The 17,185-nt window shown below is 44.1% G+C and carries 15 protein-coding genes and 1 riboswitch; of the genes, 13 read left to right on the top strand and 2 right to left on the bottom strand.

Annotation, left to right across the window (positions count from 1 at the left end):
* The 8 genes from ACWM1W_RS14840 (at position 1) to recJ (ending at position 9,913) form a co-directional block, all read left to right on the top strand.
* Positions 1-2,028 carry a 2-oxo acid dehydrogenase subunit E2 gene (locus tag ACWM1W_RS14840; protein WP_261635169.1) on the top strand — a complete coding sequence of 676 codons (2,028 nt, stop codon included), beginning with the start codon at positions 1-3 and terminating at the stop codon, positions 2,026-2,028.
* A gap of 89 nt (positions 2,029-2,117) precedes the next feature.
* Positions 2,118-2,259, top strand: a riboswitch (yybP-ykoY riboswitch).
* Between the two features lie 73 nt (positions 2,260-2,332).
* The gene (locus ACWM1W_RS14835; RefSeq protein ID WP_448765254.1) at positions 2,333-2,911 is read left to right on the top strand and encodes a TMEM165/GDT1 family protein; all 579 of its coding nucleotides are present in this window, start codon (positions 2,333-2,335) and stop codon (positions 2,909-2,911) included.
* Between the two features lie 181 nt (positions 2,912-3,092).
* The gene (locus ACWM1W_RS14830; protein WP_448765255.1) at positions 3,093-3,890 is read left to right on the top strand and encodes an oxygen-binding di-iron domain-containing protein; all 798 of its coding nucleotides are present in this window, start codon (positions 3,093-3,095) and stop codon (positions 3,888-3,890) included.
* Positions 3,891-3,988: 98 nt separating this feature from the next.
* Positions 3,989-4,354 carry a YkgJ family cysteine cluster protein gene (locus tag ACWM1W_RS14825; protein WP_082188697.1) on the top strand — a complete coding sequence of 122 codons (366 nt, stop codon included), beginning with the start codon at positions 3,989-3,991 and terminating at the stop codon, positions 4,352-4,354.
* Between the two features lie 260 nt (positions 4,355-4,614).
* Complete coding sequence (gene guaB / locus ACWM1W_RS14820) at positions 4,615-6,081, top strand: IMP dehydrogenase (protein WP_004781504.1); 1,467 nt, start codon at positions 4,615-4,617, stop codon at positions 6,079-6,081.
* A 122-nt stretch (positions 6,082-6,203) separates the two neighbouring features.
* Positions 6,204-7,535, top strand: a complete 1,332-nt coding sequence (gene glmM / locus ACWM1W_RS14815; RefSeq protein ID WP_004781506.1) for a phosphoglucosamine mutase — start codon at positions 6,204-6,206, stop codon at positions 7,533-7,535.
* Between the two features lie 15 nt (positions 7,536-7,550).
* Positions 7,551-8,207 (top strand): pyridoxamine 5'-phosphate oxidase, encoded by a 657-nt coding sequence (pdxH, locus tag ACWM1W_RS14810; RefSeq protein ID WP_004781507.1) that lies wholly within the window; start codon positions 7,551-7,553, stop codon positions 8,205-8,207.
* A gap of 2 nt (positions 8,208-8,209) precedes the next feature.
* A complete protein-coding gene (recJ, locus tag ACWM1W_RS14805) occupies positions 8,210-9,913 on the top strand; it encodes a single-stranded-DNA-specific exonuclease RecJ (protein ID WP_005232665.1) in 1,704 nt (567 codons plus the stop codon).
* A 59-nt stretch (positions 9,914-9,972) separates the two neighbouring features.
* Here the strand turns inward: recJ and ACWM1W_RS14800 are convergent, their stop codons facing one another.
* Positions 9,973-10,725, bottom strand: a complete 753-nt coding sequence (locus tag ACWM1W_RS14800) for a putative porin (protein WP_004781510.1) — start codon at positions 10,723-10,725, stop codon at positions 9,973-9,975.
* 172 nt (positions 10,726-10,897) lie between these two features.
* Positions 10,898-11,683: a putative porin gene (locus tag ACWM1W_RS14795; protein ID WP_004781512.1), complete on the bottom strand. Its 786-nt coding sequence runs from the start codon at positions 11,681-11,683 to the stop codon at positions 10,898-10,900.
* Between the two features lie 503 nt (positions 11,684-12,186).
* Between ACWM1W_RS14795 and prfB the strand changes: the two genes are divergently transcribed.
* The 5 genes from prfB (at position 12,187) to ACWM1W_RS14770 (ending at position 17,182) form a co-directional block, all read left to right on the top strand.
* Positions 12,187-13,282 (top strand): peptide chain release factor 2 gene (prfB, locus tag ACWM1W_RS14790; protein ID WP_104426741.1). Its coding sequence is split into 2 segments (ribosomal slippage): positions 12,187-12,258 and positions 12,260-13,282, totalling 1,095 coding nucleotides; the frame shifts between segments, so codons are not numbered across the junction.
* Between the two features lie 146 nt (positions 13,283-13,428).
* Positions 13,429-13,728: an ArsR/SmtB family transcription factor gene (locus tag ACWM1W_RS14785; protein ID WP_034170237.1), complete on the top strand. Its 300-nt coding sequence runs from the start codon at positions 13,429-13,431 to the stop codon at positions 13,726-13,728.
* A 15-nt stretch (positions 13,729-13,743) separates the two neighbouring features.
* Positions 13,744-14,829 carry an alkene reductase gene (locus ACWM1W_RS14780; RefSeq protein ID WP_461603277.1) on the top strand — a complete coding sequence of 362 codons (1,086 nt, stop codon included), beginning with the start codon at positions 13,744-13,746 and terminating at the stop codon, positions 14,827-14,829.
* A gap of 81 nt (positions 14,830-14,910) precedes the next feature.
* Positions 14,911-16,191, top strand: coding sequence for a 3-deoxy-D-manno-octulosonic acid transferase (locus ACWM1W_RS14775; protein WP_461603319.1), 1,281 nt, complete (start codon positions 14,911-14,913; stop codon positions 16,189-16,191).
* Positions 16,192-16,468: 277 nt separating this feature from the next.
* The gene (locus tag ACWM1W_RS14770) at positions 16,469-17,182 is read left to right on the top strand and encodes a 16S rRNA (uracil(1498)-N(3))-methyltransferase (protein ID WP_312534105.1); all 714 of its coding nucleotides are present in this window, start codon (positions 16,469-16,471) and stop codon (positions 17,180-17,182) included.
* Positions 17,183-17,185: the final 3 nt, after the last annotated feature.

The raw sequence follows: 17,185 nt of genomic DNA, 5'->3' as shown, positions 1-17,185 counted from the left end.
ATGCAAATTACGACTCCAGATATTGGTGTAGATAAGGCAACTGTGGCAGAAATCCTGGTGAAGGTGGGTGACACCATCGCTGTAGATGAAAGTATTGTGCTGCTGGAATCAGATAAAGCCTCTGTTGAAGTGCCAAGCACTTCAGCAGGTGTAGTTAAAAGCATCCTGATCAATCAGGGTGATGAAGTATCTGAAGGTACTGTCCTGATCGAACTGCAGGCTGAAGATGATGCCGGTACGGTAGAAAGTCAGGAAGCTGATGCTGCTGACAAAACTTCGGAAAATACCCCAACTGAATTGCCTGATGAGGAAATCCTGCAGGAAGTGGCGACACATCAGCCCAAAGCCTCTAGTCAAAATGAACAGTCTTCTCAATCGACTTCTACATCTACTGTAGAAGTGAAATTGCCGGATATTGGTGTAGAAAAGGCCCTGGTGGGTGAAATTCTGGTTCAGGTTGGCGATGAAGTTGAAGTTGATCAAAGCCTGGTCGTGGTTGAATCTGATAAAGCGACAGTTGAAGTACCAAGTACAGTTGCTGGTACTGTAGAGGCGATTCATATTCAGGAGGGCGATTCAGTCAAAGAAGGAGTGCTGATTCTGACAGTGAAAACTACAGATTCGGCACCAGCTGCTGAGCAAGCAGCGCCTCAAGCGGAAGAAAAGCCAAAAGCTCAAGCAACACCTGAAGCCAAAACTGAAACAGCACCACAACAGACTGCAGCCCCTGTAGGCGATATTGAAGTAAAAGTACCTGATTTGGGTGTTGATAAGGCGGCTGTAGCAGAAATTCTGGTACAGGTCGGTGATATGGTGGAGAAAGACCAGAGCATCATCGTGGTCGAGTCAGATAAAGCGACAGTAGAAGTGCCAAGCACGACTGCCGGAGTGATTAAGGCGATTCATGTTGAGCTGGGCCAGAATGTTTCTGAAGGCGTGGCACTGATTACGATTGAAGCTGAAGGACAGGCAGCACCTGCTGCTCCAGCGGAAAAATCAGAAGCACCTGCAGCTAAAGCTACGCCTGCACCAGCCGCAGCGCCAAAAGCTGACACTGCTGCTGTGACGCCTGAAACGCATAGTGCAGACAAGCTCACCAAAGAGCAGAACGCTGCCAATGCCAAAGTTTATGCTGGCCCTGCTGTGCGTAAACTGGCTCGTGAACTGGGTGTGGTATTGGCAGAAGTAAAAGCTTCTGGTCCGCATGAGCGTCTAATGAAAGAAGACCTGTTTGCGTATGTGAAAGATCGTCTGACTGCACCGCAAACAACAACCGCACCTGCGGCAGCTACAGCTCCTGCTGGCTTGCCAAAACTGCCTGATTTCAGTGCTTTTGGTGGGGTAGAAGAGAAAACTTTGACGCGTCTGCAACAGGTTTCGATTCCGCAGTTATCGCTAAATAACTACATCCCACAAGTGACCCAGTTTGATGCAGCAGACATCACTGAGCTGGAAGCTTGGCGTAATGAGCTGAAAAGCAACTTCAAGAAAGAAGGTATTGGCCTGACCATTATGGCTTTCATTATCAAGGCTGTGGCTTATCTTCTCAAAGAAGAGCGCGAGTTTGCCGGTCACCTGTCTGATGACGGTAAATCGGTATTGCTACGGAATGAGATCCATATGGGCATTGCGGTTGCGACACCAGATGGTCTGACTGTTCCTGTATTACGTAACCCGGACCAGAAGTCGATTAAGCAGATTGCTATTGAGCTGGGTGAGTTAAGCCAGAAAGCGCGTGACAAGAAATTGTCACCTAAAGATCTGCAAGGGGCGAATTTTACCATTACCAGCTTGGGTTCAATTGGTGGTACAGCATTTACGCCGTTGGTGAACTGGCCGCAAGTGGCGATCCTGGGTATTTCTCCAGCAACCATGCAACCGGTATGGAATGGTGAGGGCTTTGATCCACGTCTGATGCTGCCATTGTCGTTATCTTATGATCATCGGGTAATTAATGGCGCAGATGCTGCACGCTTTACCAATAAGCTGACCAAACTATTAAAGGATATTCGTACGCTCTTGATCTGATTCATGAATGTTTAAAAATAAAGACCCTGCTTCGGCAGGGTTTTTTTAATATGACAATTTGTAAATATAAACACGGTTGGCTATAATGGGCGCACTTCATTGGGGAGTAGCCGCCTTTTGCGCAAAGCAGAAGGGTGATGGTCAACATATTTGCTCAACAGGGCATGGTCATCATAGCAAAGAACCAAATGAGCTTCTCGAAGCTTTCTTTTGTTGGCAAGACCTTTGATTTACCACTCTGCAGATATGGCTGGCAGGAGGGGTGAGTCATAGGTATGTAAATTGCTGGCCAGAGAAACACATTATGCTTTCTGCTTTTCTGATCTCATTAGCTGTTGTTGCCTTATCTGAAATGGGCGATAAAACGCAACTGCTTGCTCTATTACTTGCCGCACGTTTTCGTAAACCTGTTCCAATTCTCTTCGCAATCTTTTTGGCGACAGTCGTCAACCATGGCGTTTCCGCAGTCTTAGGTCAATGGATCACCACAGTGCTTAGCCCAACAGTCTTGCTGTGGATTGTATCGCTTGGTTTTATTGCGATGGCGGTGTGGATGTTAATTCCCGATGAATTGGATAATGAATCAGAAAGTATCAATAAATGGCAAAAATATGGGGTATTCGGTGCCACATTTGTGTTGTTTTTCTTGGCAGAAATCGGAGATAAAACTCAAATTGCAACAGTCGCTTTAGCCGCGCGCTTTGACAGTATTGGTTGGGTCACTTTGGGTACTACGATCGGTATTATGTTGGTAAATGCACCAGCGGTATTTATTGGTAATAAATTGGCAGAAAAATTACCAATTTTGCTCATTCATAAAATTGGCGCTTTGGTTTTCTTAATAATTGGTCTGGCAACATTGGCACAACACTATTTATTTTGAGTGTTAAAGATATCGTAAATCCTGAGCTAATTGCTCGGGATTTTTTGCCTAAAAATGTGACTTAATTAACTGATATTATAGATAATATTGATCTGATTTTTATTGTAAGTTTCTCTAAATAAATATATGTTATTCACCTATAGAATATACATTTTTTACATAAAAATTTTGGGGAATGGGCATGGCTTTTGAACGTACTACATCACAAGTACTTTATGATGATGGAACGCATAAATGCATCAGTTTTACCAGCTTGGTAAAAGGTGAAGGTGTACAGGCAAACCAATTCCTGATTATTGATAATGAGCGTGCTGCAGTACTTGATCCGGGTGGTGATTTGACCTATGTACCGTTGACCATGGAACTGAACCGCTATACCCGGTTAAGCAATCTGGATTATGTGATGGCATCGCATCAGGATCCGGACATTATTACGTCCATGCCGCGCTGGCTGGTCTATACCGAAGCCAAAGTCGTAGCTTCCAAGCTCTGGGCGCGTTTCTTACCGCATCTGAATTCAGCCTTTATGAGTGACCGTATGAAAGGTAACTGGCTGGATCGTCTGGTTGAATTGCCGGATCATGGTCAGATCATTCCACTCGGTCAATCCAGCATTATTGCCATTCCAGCACACTTTTTACATTCAGTCGGTAATTTCCAGTTTTATGACCCGATTGCCAAGATCCTGTTTTCTGGTGATATGGGCGCGTCAATGGTCGAGGATGCTTCAAAGCCACTGGAAAATTTTGCGGCGCACATTCCGAAAATGAAGGGATTTCACCAACGCTACATGTGCAATAACAAGGTGATTCGTTTATGGGTGCAGATGGTACGTACCATGGATGTCGACATGATTGTGCCGCAGCATGGAACACCATTTGTGGGTAAAGAACAGATTAACCAGTTTCTGGACTGGATTGAAACACTGGAATGTGGCACTGATTTAATGGATGAAACTATTTTTACTTGTCCTGAATAGTTCAAGAAAATTTTAAATTTTTTCTTGAGTAGAAAAACAACATTTTTTATATTTTCCGCCTGCAAAAAATTGTTTTTGATGACGAGAATTTATAAGAAATGTTGTCTCAAGTTCCTACACAAGATGCATGTTTAAGTTGTGGCGCATGTTGCGCCTATTTCAGGGTTTCATTTTATTGGGCAGAGGGGATTCCCATGCCTGAGCACTATACTGAACCTGTTACATCAGTGTATTCGTGTATGGCAGGGACCAATCAGAAAAATCCGCGTTGTATTGCGCTCGAAGGTAGCATTGGCGAACAGGTGAGTTGTGGCATGTACGAACTACGTAGCTCATCCTGTAAAGAAGTTCAGATTGCTGATGCCCAGTGCAATAAGGCACGGATGGCACACAATATGATTCCATTCATCCAGATTGAGCCGGATGAAGCCGAAAATGATGATAATTTCGAACGGGTGAGCTAAATCCAAACTCAAGATTTAAAAAGCAGGGTATGGACTCTGCTTTTTATGGGAGAAAAAATTAGTAGGGGATTTTGTAAACCGAATAAATATGATGACCGCTCTGGCATATTTAAATTGTTGATTGAATAGTCAAATTTACAGGTTTAGATATTCGGATTAAATCTAAGTCCAGATTTAGACAAAATAAATTTTGCAATTGCAATGAAATTTAGAGCTAAATTTGTTTATAATAGCGCACGGAAATTACCAGTGAGACTGTTATGTTGACCATCGTTCAAGACGCGTTAACCTTCGATGATGTCCTATTACTCCCTGCCTACTCTACTGTTCTCCCAAAAGATGTCTCTCTAAAGACACGCCTGACTCGCGGCATTAACCTGAATATCCCACTTGTTTCAGCAGCTATGGATACTGTGACTGAGTCACGTATGGCAATTGCGATGGCACAAAATGGTGGTATCGGTATTTTGCACAAGAACATGGATATTGCTGCCCAGGCCGCAGAAGTACGCCGTGTGAAAAAATTTGAAGCCGGTATGGTGAAAGATCCGATCACAGTTACCCCAGAAACTACAGTACGTGAACTGATCGCTGTGACTCAAGCGAATAACATCAGCGGTGTGCCCGTAGTTAAAGACGGTAAAGTGGTGGGTATCGTGACAGGCCGTGATACACGCTTTGAAACCAATCTGGAACAGCCGGTCAGTAATATCATGACAGGTCAAGACCGTCTGGTGACTGTGCGTGAAGGCGAATCGAAAGAAAACATTCAGGCCTTATTGCAAAAAAACCGTATTGAAAAAGTGATCGTTGTTGGCGAAAACAACGAATTAAAAGGCTTGATCACGGTGACTGATTTCCGTAAAGCGGAACTTTATCCAAATAGCTGTAAAGATGATTTAGGTCGTCTACGTGTAGGTGCAGCAGTCGGTACTGGCGCTGAAACACCAAGCCGTGTAGAAGCACTGGTTGATGCTGGTGTAGATGTGATTGTTGTGGACACTGCACATGGTCACTCTGCGGGTGTGATCGAGCGTGTACGCTGGGTGAAACAGAACTACCCACAAGTTCAAGTGATCGGCGGTAACATCGCCACTGGTGATGCTGCGCTTGCATTACTTGATGCGGGTGCGGACGCAGTGAAAGTAGGGATCGGTCCTGGCTCAATCTGTACGACTCGTATCGTGGCTGGTATTGGTATGCCACAAATCTCTGCAATTGATTCTGTTGCACGTGCATTGAAAGAACAGATTCCATTGATTGCTGATGGTGGTATCCGTTTCTCTGGCGATATGGCCAAAGCGATTGGCGCTGGTGCAAGTACCATCATGGTAGGTTCATTAATGGCGGGTACTGAAGAAGCACCGGGCGAAGTTGAATTCTTCCAGGGCCGTTACTACAAGGCTTACCGTGGTATGGGTTCTTTGGGTGCGATGGCTGGTGCGACTGGTTCTGCTGACCGTTACTTCCAGGACTCTAAAGCCGGTGCTGAAAAACTGGTTCCTGAAGGTATTGAAGGTCGCGTACCGTACAAAGGCCCAATGGGCAATATCGTGCATCAGATGATGGGCGGTCTGCGTTCTTCTATGGGCTATACCGGTTCTACAACCATTGATGATCTGCGTCAAAATGCCAAGTTTGTGAAAATCACATCTGCCGGTATGTCTGAGTCTCACGTGCATGATGTAACCATCACTAAAGAAGCGCCAAACTACCGTATGGGCTAACTTTCGCTGATTGTTTACTCTAAAAAAGCCGTCATCCTCATGACGGCTTTTTTGTTTTGGTGTACAGTGTTGCACAATGAAAAAGGATGATGTAAATCACCCGCTAAGAAGTGAGACAAAGCATGAGTTATTTTGGTACCGATGGTATTCGTGGAAAATTTGGTGAGTTACCGATTACACCTGAATTTGCCCTGAAATTAGGTTTTGCGGCAGGAAAAGTATTAAAACGAAATAGCAAAAAAAACAAACCATTGGTGGTACTGGGTAAAGATACCCGTTTATCGGGTTATATTCTGGAATCTGCGCTACAGGCAGGACTCAATGCGGCAGGTGTTTATGTGCATCTGCTTGGACCTTTGCCAACGCCGGCCATTGCCCATTTGACCCGTGCTTTGCATGCCAGCCTCGGCATTGTCATTTCTGCGTCACATAACCCATATTTTGATAACGGGATTAAGTTTTTCTCGAGTGAAGGCAAAAAACTGCCTGATGCTTTGCAGGATGAGATCAACCAGGAGCTGGAAAAAGAACTGGTGATAGAAGATAACGCGAACTTGGGTAAAAGTTTCCGCGTGAAAGATGCCAATGGCCGTTATATCGAATTCTGTAAATCAACCTTCCCATACCATTTAGACCTGAATGATTTAACCATTGTTGTTGACTGTGCCAATGGTGCAGCTTACAGCGTTGGCCCTGCGGTTTTCCGTGAGTTGGGTGCAAAAGTCATTTCCATCTATGACGAACCGACTGGTCTGAATATCAATGAGAACTGTGGTTCGACTCATCCAGAAAATCTGCAAAAAGCAGTGGTTGAGCATGGGGCTGATTTAGGCATAGCCTTCGATGGTGATGCAGACCGTGTGATCATGGTCGATAAAAACGGTGAGCAAATTACCGGCGATCATATTTTGTATATCCTCGCGACTCAGGCAAAAAACAAGCCGGCGGGTATCGTCGGTACCTTGATGAGCAATATGGCGCTGGAACTGGCGCTGGAAAAAGCCGGAGTAGAGCTGCTACGTGCTAAAGTCGGTGACCGTTATGTACTGCAAGGTCTGGAAGAAAAAGGCTGGTCGATTGGTGGTGAGCCATCAGGCCATATCCTGACTTTAGACAAGAGCACCACAGGCGATGCGATTATTGCTGCGCTGCAAGTCTTAACCGTGATGGTCGAGCAGAAGAAAGCACTGCACGAGTTAGTGGCTGATTTTAAATTATTGCCAAATGTCTTGGTGAATGTACGTCTGAATACCATGTTTGACCCGTACTCAGTGCCTGCTTTGACCGCAGAATTTAACAAAGCTGAAGAGCAGCTCAAAGGCCGTGGCCGTTTACTGATCCGTAAATCAGGGACTGAACCGGTGATCCGTGTCATGGTTGAGGGTGAGGATCTTGCAGAGGTGACCACACTGGCAAATTCATTGGCTGATGCGGTACGTGCCAACGCCGCTTAAATGGGGGAAGAGTAAATGAGCGATCTGATTAAGGATCTAAGCGAACTGCGTCTGAACTATCAAAAAGGCGAGCTACACGAAGATCAGGTCAATCCCAACCCGCATATGCAGTTTTTGCAGTGGTTTAACCATGCACTTGCTGCACAGCTGCATGAACCCTATGCCATGTCATTGGCAACCGCAAATGCACAGGGTCGTCCGCATGTGCGCACAGTGTTGCTGCGTGGTGCCACTGAAGCGGGTTATGATTTCTATACCAATTATGATAGTCAGAAAGGTCTGGATCTGGCCGAAAACCCGTATGCAGAATTACTGTTTTACTGGCAGGAACAGGAACGTCAGATCCGGATTAGCGGAAAGGTAGTTAAAATTTCGGAAGAAGAATCAACTGACTATTATCATAAACGTCCACGTGAAAGTCAGATCGCTGCTCATATCAGTACCCCGCAAAGCGGTATGGTTGCGAGTCGTGAAGAACTACAGCAACGTTTCTGGGATCTGCATCAGCAGGTCGCCAATCAGGAAGAGCTGGATAAACCGGGATTTTGGGGCGGCTATCGTTTGCAGCCAGATTATTATGAATTCTGGCAGGGCCGTCCAAACCGTTTACATGACCGCCTGAGTTATGAAAAAATCGATGGGGCGTGGAAACTACAACGATTGATGCCATAACAATGCCTAAACTTGAAATCAAGCAAAGACCTTTACTGACACGCCCTGAATCTTTTCAGGGCGTGCCTTCATTTGTAGCTGACATTCTGGCACGCCGTGGTGTGGAATCTGAACAGGAGCTGGAGCTTAAACTCAAGCATCTGTTGGCTCCGACCATGAAAGGCTTGCCGGAAGCAATTCAGCTAATTGATCAGGCTATAGATACTGGCCAGAAAATCGTAATTGTCGGTGACTATGATGCTGATGGGGCGACCAGTACAACACTGATGGTTTTAGCCCTGCGTGATATGGGTGCCCATGTTGAGTATCTGGTTCCTGATAGGTTTAAGTATGGTTATGGCCTGACACCTGCGATTGCAGATCTGGCTTTTGCCAATTTTACGCCGGATCTTTTAATTACGGTGGATAACGGGATTTCCAGTCATGAAGGTGTGAAGCAGGCGCAGGATCATGGTATGCAGGTGATTATTACCGATCACCACTTAACCACCAAGCCTACACCTGCAGCAGAAGCTGTAGTCAATCCCAATCAGTTAGGTTGTGATTTTCCAAGTAAGGCCTTGGCGGGAGTGGGGGTAGCTTTTTATGTCTTGGCGAATCTATCGACTCATCGTAAAAAGCTCGGTAAATCTTCAACGGTTATTACCAATTATCTGGATCTAGTGGCTTTAGGCACTTATGCAGATGTTGCAAGTCTGGACTATAACAACCGTATTCTGGTGGATGCTGGCTTAAAACGGATTCAGCAGCATCTTTGCCGACCTGGTATCAGTGCTTTGCTGGAAATTGCTGGTCGTGATGCTGCCACGCTCAAAGCGCAGGATCTGGGTTTTGTACTTGGTCCACGTATTAATGCAGCGGGTCGTATGGAAACCATGGATATCGGGATTGAGTGTTTGCTCGCTTCGGATCTGGCAACCGCTTATCCACTCGCAGAACAGCTGAATAAACTGAATGTCGAACGTCGTCAGGTAGAAGGCAAAATCAAGCAGGAAGCTTTGACTGAACTGGAAAAAATCCAGCTCGATGAGAATACTTTGCCTGCCGCACTGATCATGTTTGAACAGCACTGGCATCAGGGTGTGATCGGGATTGTAGCAGGGCGTTTAAAAGAACAGTTCCATCGTCCAAGTATAGTCTTTGCTGCTGATGAAGATGGTATTCATATCAAAGGTTCAGCACGTTCCATTGAAGGGATTCATATCCGGGATAGCATTGAACGGATAGCAGAGCAGTATCCGCATCTGGTCAGCCATTTCGGTGGACATGCGGCCGCAGCGGGATTAACCATTAAAAAGCAGCATTTTGCTGAATTTAAACAGGTCTTTGAACAGCTGATTGCAGAGATGGATGAAAGCCTATTTACTGCTACGCTGTGGACTGATGGGGAACTACCGGCATCAGCTTTCCAAATTGAAACAGTCGATTTACTGCAAAACTTAAGTCCATGGGGGCAAAAGTTTCCTCAACCAATTTTTGAAGGCATCTTTAAGATTCTGGATTACCGCTGGCTCAAGGATGTACATCTGAAATTACGTGTTGCTTTAGAGAGTGGACAGGTTATGGATGCGATTGCCTTTAATGCTATCGATAAATACAAATTTGATCCAATGAAGCAGCATGTACGTCTGGTCTATGAACTGGATAAAAATGTCTTTAATGGCAATGTCAGCCTGCAAATGCGAATTGCTCATCTGGAGCAATAAATTATTCAAATAAAAAAACCGCCCAATTGAGCGGTTTTTTTAACTTTTAATCTTGCAGATTAGAAGCGGTATGCGCCACGTACACCAAAGATATTGCCTTCGTCAGCAAAATCAATTGAACCTTCTAGGCTAACTTGCTGATTGAAGAATTTCTTCGCGCGAATAGTGAAGACATCACTATTATCAATATCGGAATCAGAGTAACCCAGACCAACGCTGAAGGTTTTGTCTAAATATAAATCTGCGCCGAGGCTATAAGCATCAAGATCACCGAAGCTTGCACCACCTTCAAAGTTCATGTCATATTGACCGACTTGAGTAACATATTTGGCACGTAAGGTTGGATCTACATCATCGCCTGCGTCATTGTTATAACCAGCTAGGCCAACAGCCAGTAATAGACCAGGAACCGGTAAATAACCTAATTCTGCTGAGTATATAGTTGTGTCATCATCACCAATTGGTGTATCAGTAGATGATTGACCAATATTACCACTTACATAAAAATCTGAATTTGGAACAAAATATTCAACACCTACATTAAATGTAGTCACATCAAATAAATCATAATCAATATAAGAAACCGCTGCATTAATATTGCTTGCACGATTTAAAAATGCTGCTTCATTAAGAGGCGAGTTCTTAACTTGAACTGGATTGAAGTAGTAAGTTCCATCAATTGCGAAACCAGTAGAAGTATCCCCATTGTCTGGATCAACCAGAGCAATCGTACCGCCTACTTCAGCTTGATAAGCGTGAGCAGTTCCTAGGCTAGCAATAAGTGCTGTAGCAAGAGTAAGTTTCTTAAGCATTTAGAGTCCTCTCTTTGTTATAAAAATATGACTGTTTGATGAACAGTTGTAACAAATTGTACAGATAATAATCGCCCCGTCAATGTGCAAAAACTACCTAAATGCTTGTTTAAAGTGCAATAAAAAACCCATCCGAAGATGGGTTTTTTATAATGAAATTTCTTAGTTTGGATTAGAAGCGGTATTTCGCAGCTAGACCAAATTTGTTGTAGTCTTGGTTACCAATTTCACCAAAACCTACACGACCTTCCAAGCTTACTTGTTCATTAAAGAATTTACGTGCACTTACACCAAATTCATTTGAGTCATAAGGGCCATTGTCTTTGCTTTGATAATCAGCACCAACACTTAAAGTTTTGTCGATGAAGTAGTCAGCTTTTAAGTTGTACTCATCTAGGTCGCCAAAGGCAGCGCCAGCTTCAAGGTTAATGTCTTTACCATTGCTTAAGGTAGTCACATATTTAGCACGTAAAGTTGGATCTACACCGTCATCATAGTCATTGTCATAACCTTTCACACCTGCTGCAATTAACAGACCTGGTGCAGGTAAATAACCGACTTCAGCACTATAAACGGTTTCGTCAAAATCAGGTGCATTGTCGTATTTAGAATCATCACGACCTACGCTACCACTCAAATAAAAATCTGAGTTTGGTACGAAGTATTCAGCACCTACACCATAACGGTGACGTTCTGAAGAGTCGTAATCATCATATTGATATTGAGCTTTCACATTACTTGCACGATCAAGGAAGGCTGCTTCGGCTAATGGTGCATTACGTGTTTCAACTGGATTAAAGTAGTATGTGCCATCAACACCAAAAGAGCCGCTTGAGCTACCATTATCCGGGTCTGTTAGGCCTGCAGATGCACCCACTTCTACTTGATAAGCATGAGCTGCTGTACCTGTAAGAGCTACGGCTGAAAGTAATGCTGAAGCGATTGCTAGTTTTTTCATGCGGATACTCCCCTCTGAAAATATGGCTAAAATTAATACACTTTTTGTTACAACTTTAAGTCTAGACCAATTCCAATAATCGTCAATCAAAGGAAAGTTACTACATTGTGAGTAAGGTAATATTATGTAATTTTCATTTAATAACTAATTGAATTTAAAAACTAAAAATGAAATGTTTTGTTTTATTAAAAATGTGTAGATATTGTGGAATGTATTGAAAATGCTATTTTTTATCTTGTTTTGTATGGGTTTTAGGGTTTTAAAATGAATCAAAAACCGAGTATAAAAATACAGCGAAATATATTTAAGAATAGAATGAGAAAGTATTAAAAATAATATTTAGCTATTTTATCAAGCTGACAAATTCTGTAATTAAAAAATGTGCGAGTAATATTTTCTTACTTAGCTTTAAAGATGGATTTATCGCTATAAATTGGCGAAATAGACTGTGATATAATATTGACCTAAGAATTTATACCTAATTTTGATTGAGAGAAATTCACGTGGAAATTAATCCGTATCTAAACCAATTAAAAGACTTAAACGAACGTGGTCAAACACTACGGGGGTATCTTTGACTACGATCTGAAAAAAGAGCGTTTAGAAGAAGTCCTGCGTGAATTAGAAGACCCGGCGATCTGGAATGACCAAAGTCGTGCTCAGGCCATGGCCAAAGAAAAAGGCGAGCTTGAAAATGTACTGAATGTACTGGACGGATTAACGACCCAGCTCGAAGATGCCCAGGCAATGCTCGACCTTGCGGTTGAAGCAGATGAAGAGGCCATGCTTGAAGATGTGCAGGCTGAGCTGAATGCGGCTGAAGAAGAACTGGCGAAGCTTGAATTCCGTCGTATGTTCAGCAACCCGATGGATCCAAACCCTTGCTATGTAGAAATTCAGGCAGGTTCAGGTGGTACCGAAGCACAGGACTGGGCGTCTATGCTGCTACGTATGTACATGCGCTGGATCGAACGTCATGGTTTTAAAGCTGAATTAATGGAAGAATCTGACGGGGATGTCGCTGGGATTAAATCTGCGACGATTCGTGTCGAAGGTGAGTATGCCTATGGCTGGTTACGTACCGAATCTGGTGTACACCGTTTAGTACGTAAATCACCCTTTGACTCGGGCAACCGTCGTCATACGTCATTCTCTGCCGTGTTTGTCTCACCTGAAGTGGATGACAATATCGAAATTGAAATCAATCCTTCAGATGTCCGTACCGATACCTACCGTGCGTCAGGCGCGGGTGGTCAGCACATTAACAAAACTGACTCTGCAGTGCGTTTAACCCATATTCCAACCGGTATTGTGGTGGCATGTCAGAACCAGCGTTCACAACATGCCAACCGTGACCATGCCTGGAAGCAGTTGCGTGCCAAGCTGTATGAGCTGGAAATGAACAAGCGTAATGAAGCTGCACAGGCATTGGAAGATTCCAAGTCTGATATCGGCTGGGGTAGCCAGATCCGTTCTTATGTCCTTGATGATTCACGTATCAAGGATTTGCGTACAGGGGTAGAAAATTCCAATACTGGCGCAGTTCTGGACGGTGATCTGGACAAATTTATCGAAGCAAGCCTGAAACAGGGCCTGTAAGAAATCGTTTAAAAGCTGGCGTAACAAAGCTTTAACAGACTGTGACTATTATATCTAAATTATTCGATATATAAATCGAAAAAATACGATATAATGATCGCAGATGCTGAATGAAGTTTCGTTGCGCCACTGATTGTGATGTGCCTATGGACCTTGATCTAATTTTTAAAGCCTTAGCCAATCCGACCCGTCGACAAATTCTGGAGTGGTTAAAATCTCCGGAGCAATATCTGTCTGCGGAAGAGTGTGGTGGCTTTCAACGTGGGGTCTGTGCAGGTCAAATTGAATGTTTGGGCCAGGTTTCCCAGTCCACCATGTCCAATCACCTGTCGGTATTACAGCAGGCTGGCCTGATCACTGCGACAAAGCATGGACAGTGGTCATATTTCTCCCGCAATGAAACTTTGATTCAGCAATTTATCGAACACCTACAACAACACCTTTAACAGGTGGGAGTAACGATGGCTGAATTAAATTCTCCTTTAACGCTCGGTGCGTTAGAGCTTAAAAACCGTGTCATCATGGCGCCGTTGACCCGTAGCCGCGCAACTGCTGACCGTGTGCCAACCCCAATGATGGTTGAGTATTATGCGCAACGTGCAAGTGCTGGCCTGATCATTTCTGAAGCTACAGTGATTTCCGAAGAAGCCAATGGATATTTGAATACCCCAGGACTGTTTACCGATGCTCAAGTCGAAGGCTGGAAAAAGGTCACTCAAGCGGTTCATGAGAAGGGCGGTCTAATCGTTGCCCAGCTTTGGCATGTTGGTCGTGTATCGCATCCGGATCTGTTAAATGGTGAAACACCAGTGTCTGCAAGTGCAGTACAACAGGCAGGTCATGTCAGCTTGTTACGTCCAAAACGTCCGTACGTTACGCCACGTCCCTTAGAAGTTTCTGAAATTCACGATATTACCGAGCAATACAAGCAAGCCGCGATTCGTGCTAAAGAAGCCGGGTTTGATGGTGTTGAATTACATGCTGCCAATGGTTATCTGATTGACCAGTTCCTGCAAAGCAAAACCAATCAGCGTGAAGATGAATACGGCGGTTCAGTGGAAAACCGTACACGTTTCCTGCTAGAGGCAACTGATGCACTGATTGAAGTATGGGGTGCGGATCGAGTAGGGGTACATTTTGCGCCGCGTGGTGATGACCATGACATGGGCGACAATGATCCACGTGAAACATTTGGCTATGGCATGGAGCAGCTGGGCAAGCGCAAGATTGCCTTCTTCTTTACCCGTGAATATCTGGCTGAAGACAGTATTTCCGAATATATGAAAGAGCGTTCAGGTGGAGTACCTTATATTGCCAATATGCAACTGAGTCGTGAAGATGCGATTGAGCTGTTGGCAGCTGAAAAGGCAGATGCAGTCGCATTTGGTAAAGCCTACATTGCAAATCCTGATCTATACGAACGTCTGCTTGATAATGCACCGCTTAATGAGCTGAAAATGGAAAATATGATCGGCAGTCAGGTGGCTGAAGGTTATATTGATTATCCAACTTTGGCAGAAGTTAGAGTATTAAGCACCATAGAATAATTCGAAATAAGAGCCACATCGATTAACATGTCGATGTGGCTCTGTTATATTTTGCCGATTGAATCTGTTTTGGGGCGCAATGTGGCTACTCCATTCTGGTATAACGCAGCCTTGGCGCTAGCGAAACCGCTTTATCAATCCCGTATACGTAAACGTGCGACCAGTCCGGAACAATTACAACAAGAGCTGCTGGAACGTTTTGGTCCTTTCCAGTCCCCTAAAAACCTGCAGGCGATCTGGTTTCATGTGGTATCCGTAGGGGAAACCAATGCCGCTCAACCTTTAATTGAACATTATTTAAAACTTGGGCATCCGGTTCTAGTGACCAATACCACCAAGACCGGACAGGCACGTGCCAAATCTCTCTTCTTAAAAGAACCTTATTTAGACTTATTCCAGGCTGTATATTTGCCAGCTGACCAGAAAACCCTGATTCGTGATTTTTATCAAAAATATCAGCCTAAATTGCTGTTATTGATGGAGACTGAGCTCTGGCCAAATCTGATTGACCAGGCACCGAATTTTAATGTGCGTTGCCTATTATTGAATGCCCGTCTTTCTGAAAAATCTGCCAAAGGCTATGGCAAAGTCAAAGGCATAACCCGTGGCATGCTTAAGAATTTAACCGGCCTTTTGGCTCAGGATACAGCAACCCAGCAGCGTTATATTGATCTAGGTATAGCTTCAGAAAAAACTCAGGTCTTGGGCAATATCAAGTTTGATATCACGGCACCGCAGCAATTTATTAATCATGCTGCCCAATTGAAACAGGAATGGTCTCTACAAAGTCGGAAAATTATCACTCTCGCCAGTACACATGCCCCAGAAGAGCAGCAATTGATGGCTGAGCTTAAAGCTGCGTTAGATGCAACTCCAGCATTGGTTTGTATCGTGGTGCCACGCCATCCGGAACGTTTCGATGAGGTGTTCCAAGCTGCACAGTCCTTAGGTTTAAGGACCCAGCGCCGTAGCTTGGGACAGCGCATTGAAGCTGATACTCAGGTTTATCTTGCAGATTCCATGGGCGAGATGTGGCTCTGGTATGCCTTGAGCCAAGCCTGTTATGTTGGTGGTTCTCTAAATGAACCAGGTGGTGGGCATAATATTCTGGAGCCGATTGCGCTAAATGTTCCAACGATTCTGGGTAAAAACTATTTTAACTTTCAGACAATTGTAGATGAGTTTGCGCAGGCGCATGCGGTAGAAGTGGTGCAGGATGCCACGCAGGCGGCTGAGACTTTACTAGAGATTTTGAATAATTCAGCTAAAGCTGAAAGCTTGAATACTGCTGCTCAAAAGATGATGCAGCAAAATCAGGGTTCACTTGAAAGGCATATTCAGGTGATTGATCAATATCTTTGATTATATTCTGATTTGTGAAGAAGCTGATTTTCATGGATTGACTGTATAAGGTTAAAACTAAGCCTTATCTTTATAGATTTAATGCTAGGAACTCTTCTTTCTTTTACTTTTGTTTCGGCAAAAGTAACAAAACCATTTGTCATCCACAAAACTCGTCATATACCATCTTTTTGCAGAGGTATCGCAGAACCTATATCAGGCAAAAAGAGTCCTGCCTCGGACAGTTGTGGATGACGTTTCCGCGTATCCAGTGATGGATTTGTTGAGTTAATTTTTTATGAATATCGTCCTGCTTGATCCCCGCCAAACCGAATCTGATCTATGGTCAATTACGTCAAAGCGGCAGCTGGAACATTTGCAACAGCACCTGGAGGTTCAGGTCGGTGACACATTAAAAGTCGGAATTCGGGAAGGGAAACGGTATGTAACTGAAGTTGTCGAAACTTCTGAAAAAGCAGTTTTATTGAAACCGATTCAAGAAGAAGCAGTTCCTGCAAAGCTGCCTGTTACTCTAATTGTAGCTTTACCACGTCCTAAAGTTTTGCGTCGTCTGATCATGGATGCTGTGACCATGGGCGTAGAGAAAATCATTTTATTGCATAGCTATCGGGTGGATAAAAGCTATTGGCAGACACCATTTTTGCAGCAGCTGAATCATTATGTAGATCTTGGTTTAGAACAGGCAGGGGATACGCTTGCTCCGAAAATTGAGCTGTATAAACGCTTTAAACCTTTTGTCGAAGATATCTTGCCGGGACTCATTACAGCAGACTGTCCAGCCTTTGTTGCACATCCGTATGTCAAACAGCCGATGCCATACGCACTTCAGCATCCTTGCACAATTGTCATTGGTCCGGAAGGTGGTTTTATTCCTTATGAGGTCGATTTGCTCATAAAAAACGGCTGCCAGGCAGTGAGCCTTGGCAACCGTATTCTCCGTACTGAAACGGCAATTTCGTATGTTTTAGGTCGACTGTTTAGCGCGAGCTGAAGC

The sequence above is a fragment of the Acinetobacter sp. TW_SC_4 genome, from assembly GCF_054861205.1.
This window is presented reverse-complemented; position numbering and strand designations above follow the sequence as displayed.

Bases quoted from the DNA above. Each gene is read 5' to 3' on its own strand.
- ACWM1W_RS14780 (WP_461603277.1), top strand. From the start codon at position 13,744: ATGGCTGAATTAAATTCTCCTTTAACGCTCGGTGCGTTAGAGCTTAAA.
- pdxH (WP_004781507.1), top strand. From the start codon at position 7,551: ATGAGCGATCTGATTAAGGATCTAAGCGAACTGCGTCTGAACTATCAA.
- ACWM1W_RS14785 (WP_034170237.1), top strand. From the start codon at position 13,429: ATGGACCTTGATCTAATTTTTAAAGCCTTAGCCAATCCGACCCGTCGA.
- ACWM1W_RS14825 (WP_082188697.1), top strand. From the start codon at position 3,989: ATGTTGTCTCAAGTTCCTACACAAGATGCATGTTTAAGTTGTGGCGCA.
- ACWM1W_RS14800 (WP_004781510.1), bottom strand. From the start codon at position 10,725: ATGCTTAAGAAACTTACTCTTGCTACAGCACTTATTGCTAGCCTAGGA.
- glmM (WP_004781506.1), top strand. From the start codon at position 6,204: ATGAGTTATTTTGGTACCGATGGTATTCGTGGAAAATTTGGTGAGTTA.
- recJ (WP_005232665.1), top strand. From the start codon at position 8,210: ATGCCTAAACTTGAAATCAAGCAAAGACCTTTACTGACACGCCCTGAA.
- ACWM1W_RS14840 (WP_261635169.1), top strand. From the start codon at position 1: ATGCAAATTACGACTCCAGATATTGGTGTAGATAAGGCAACTGTGGCA.
- ACWM1W_RS14835 (WP_448765254.1), top strand. From the start codon at position 2,333: ATGCTTTCTGCTTTTCTGATCTCATTAGCTGTTGTTGCCTTATCTGAA.
- ACWM1W_RS14770 (WP_312534105.1), top strand. From the start codon at position 16,469: ATGAATATCGTCCTGCTTGATCCCCGCCAAACCGAATCTGATCTATGG.
- ACWM1W_RS14830 (WP_448765255.1), top strand. From the start codon at position 3,093: ATGGCTTTTGAACGTACTACATCACAAGTACTTTATGATGATGGAACG.
- guaB (WP_004781504.1), top strand. From the start codon at position 4,615: ATGTTGACCATCGTTCAAGACGCGTTAACCTTCGATGATGTCCTATTA.
- ACWM1W_RS14795 (WP_004781512.1), bottom strand. From the start codon at position 11,683: ATGAAAAAACTAGCAATCGCTTCAGCATTACTTTCAGCCGTAGCTCTT.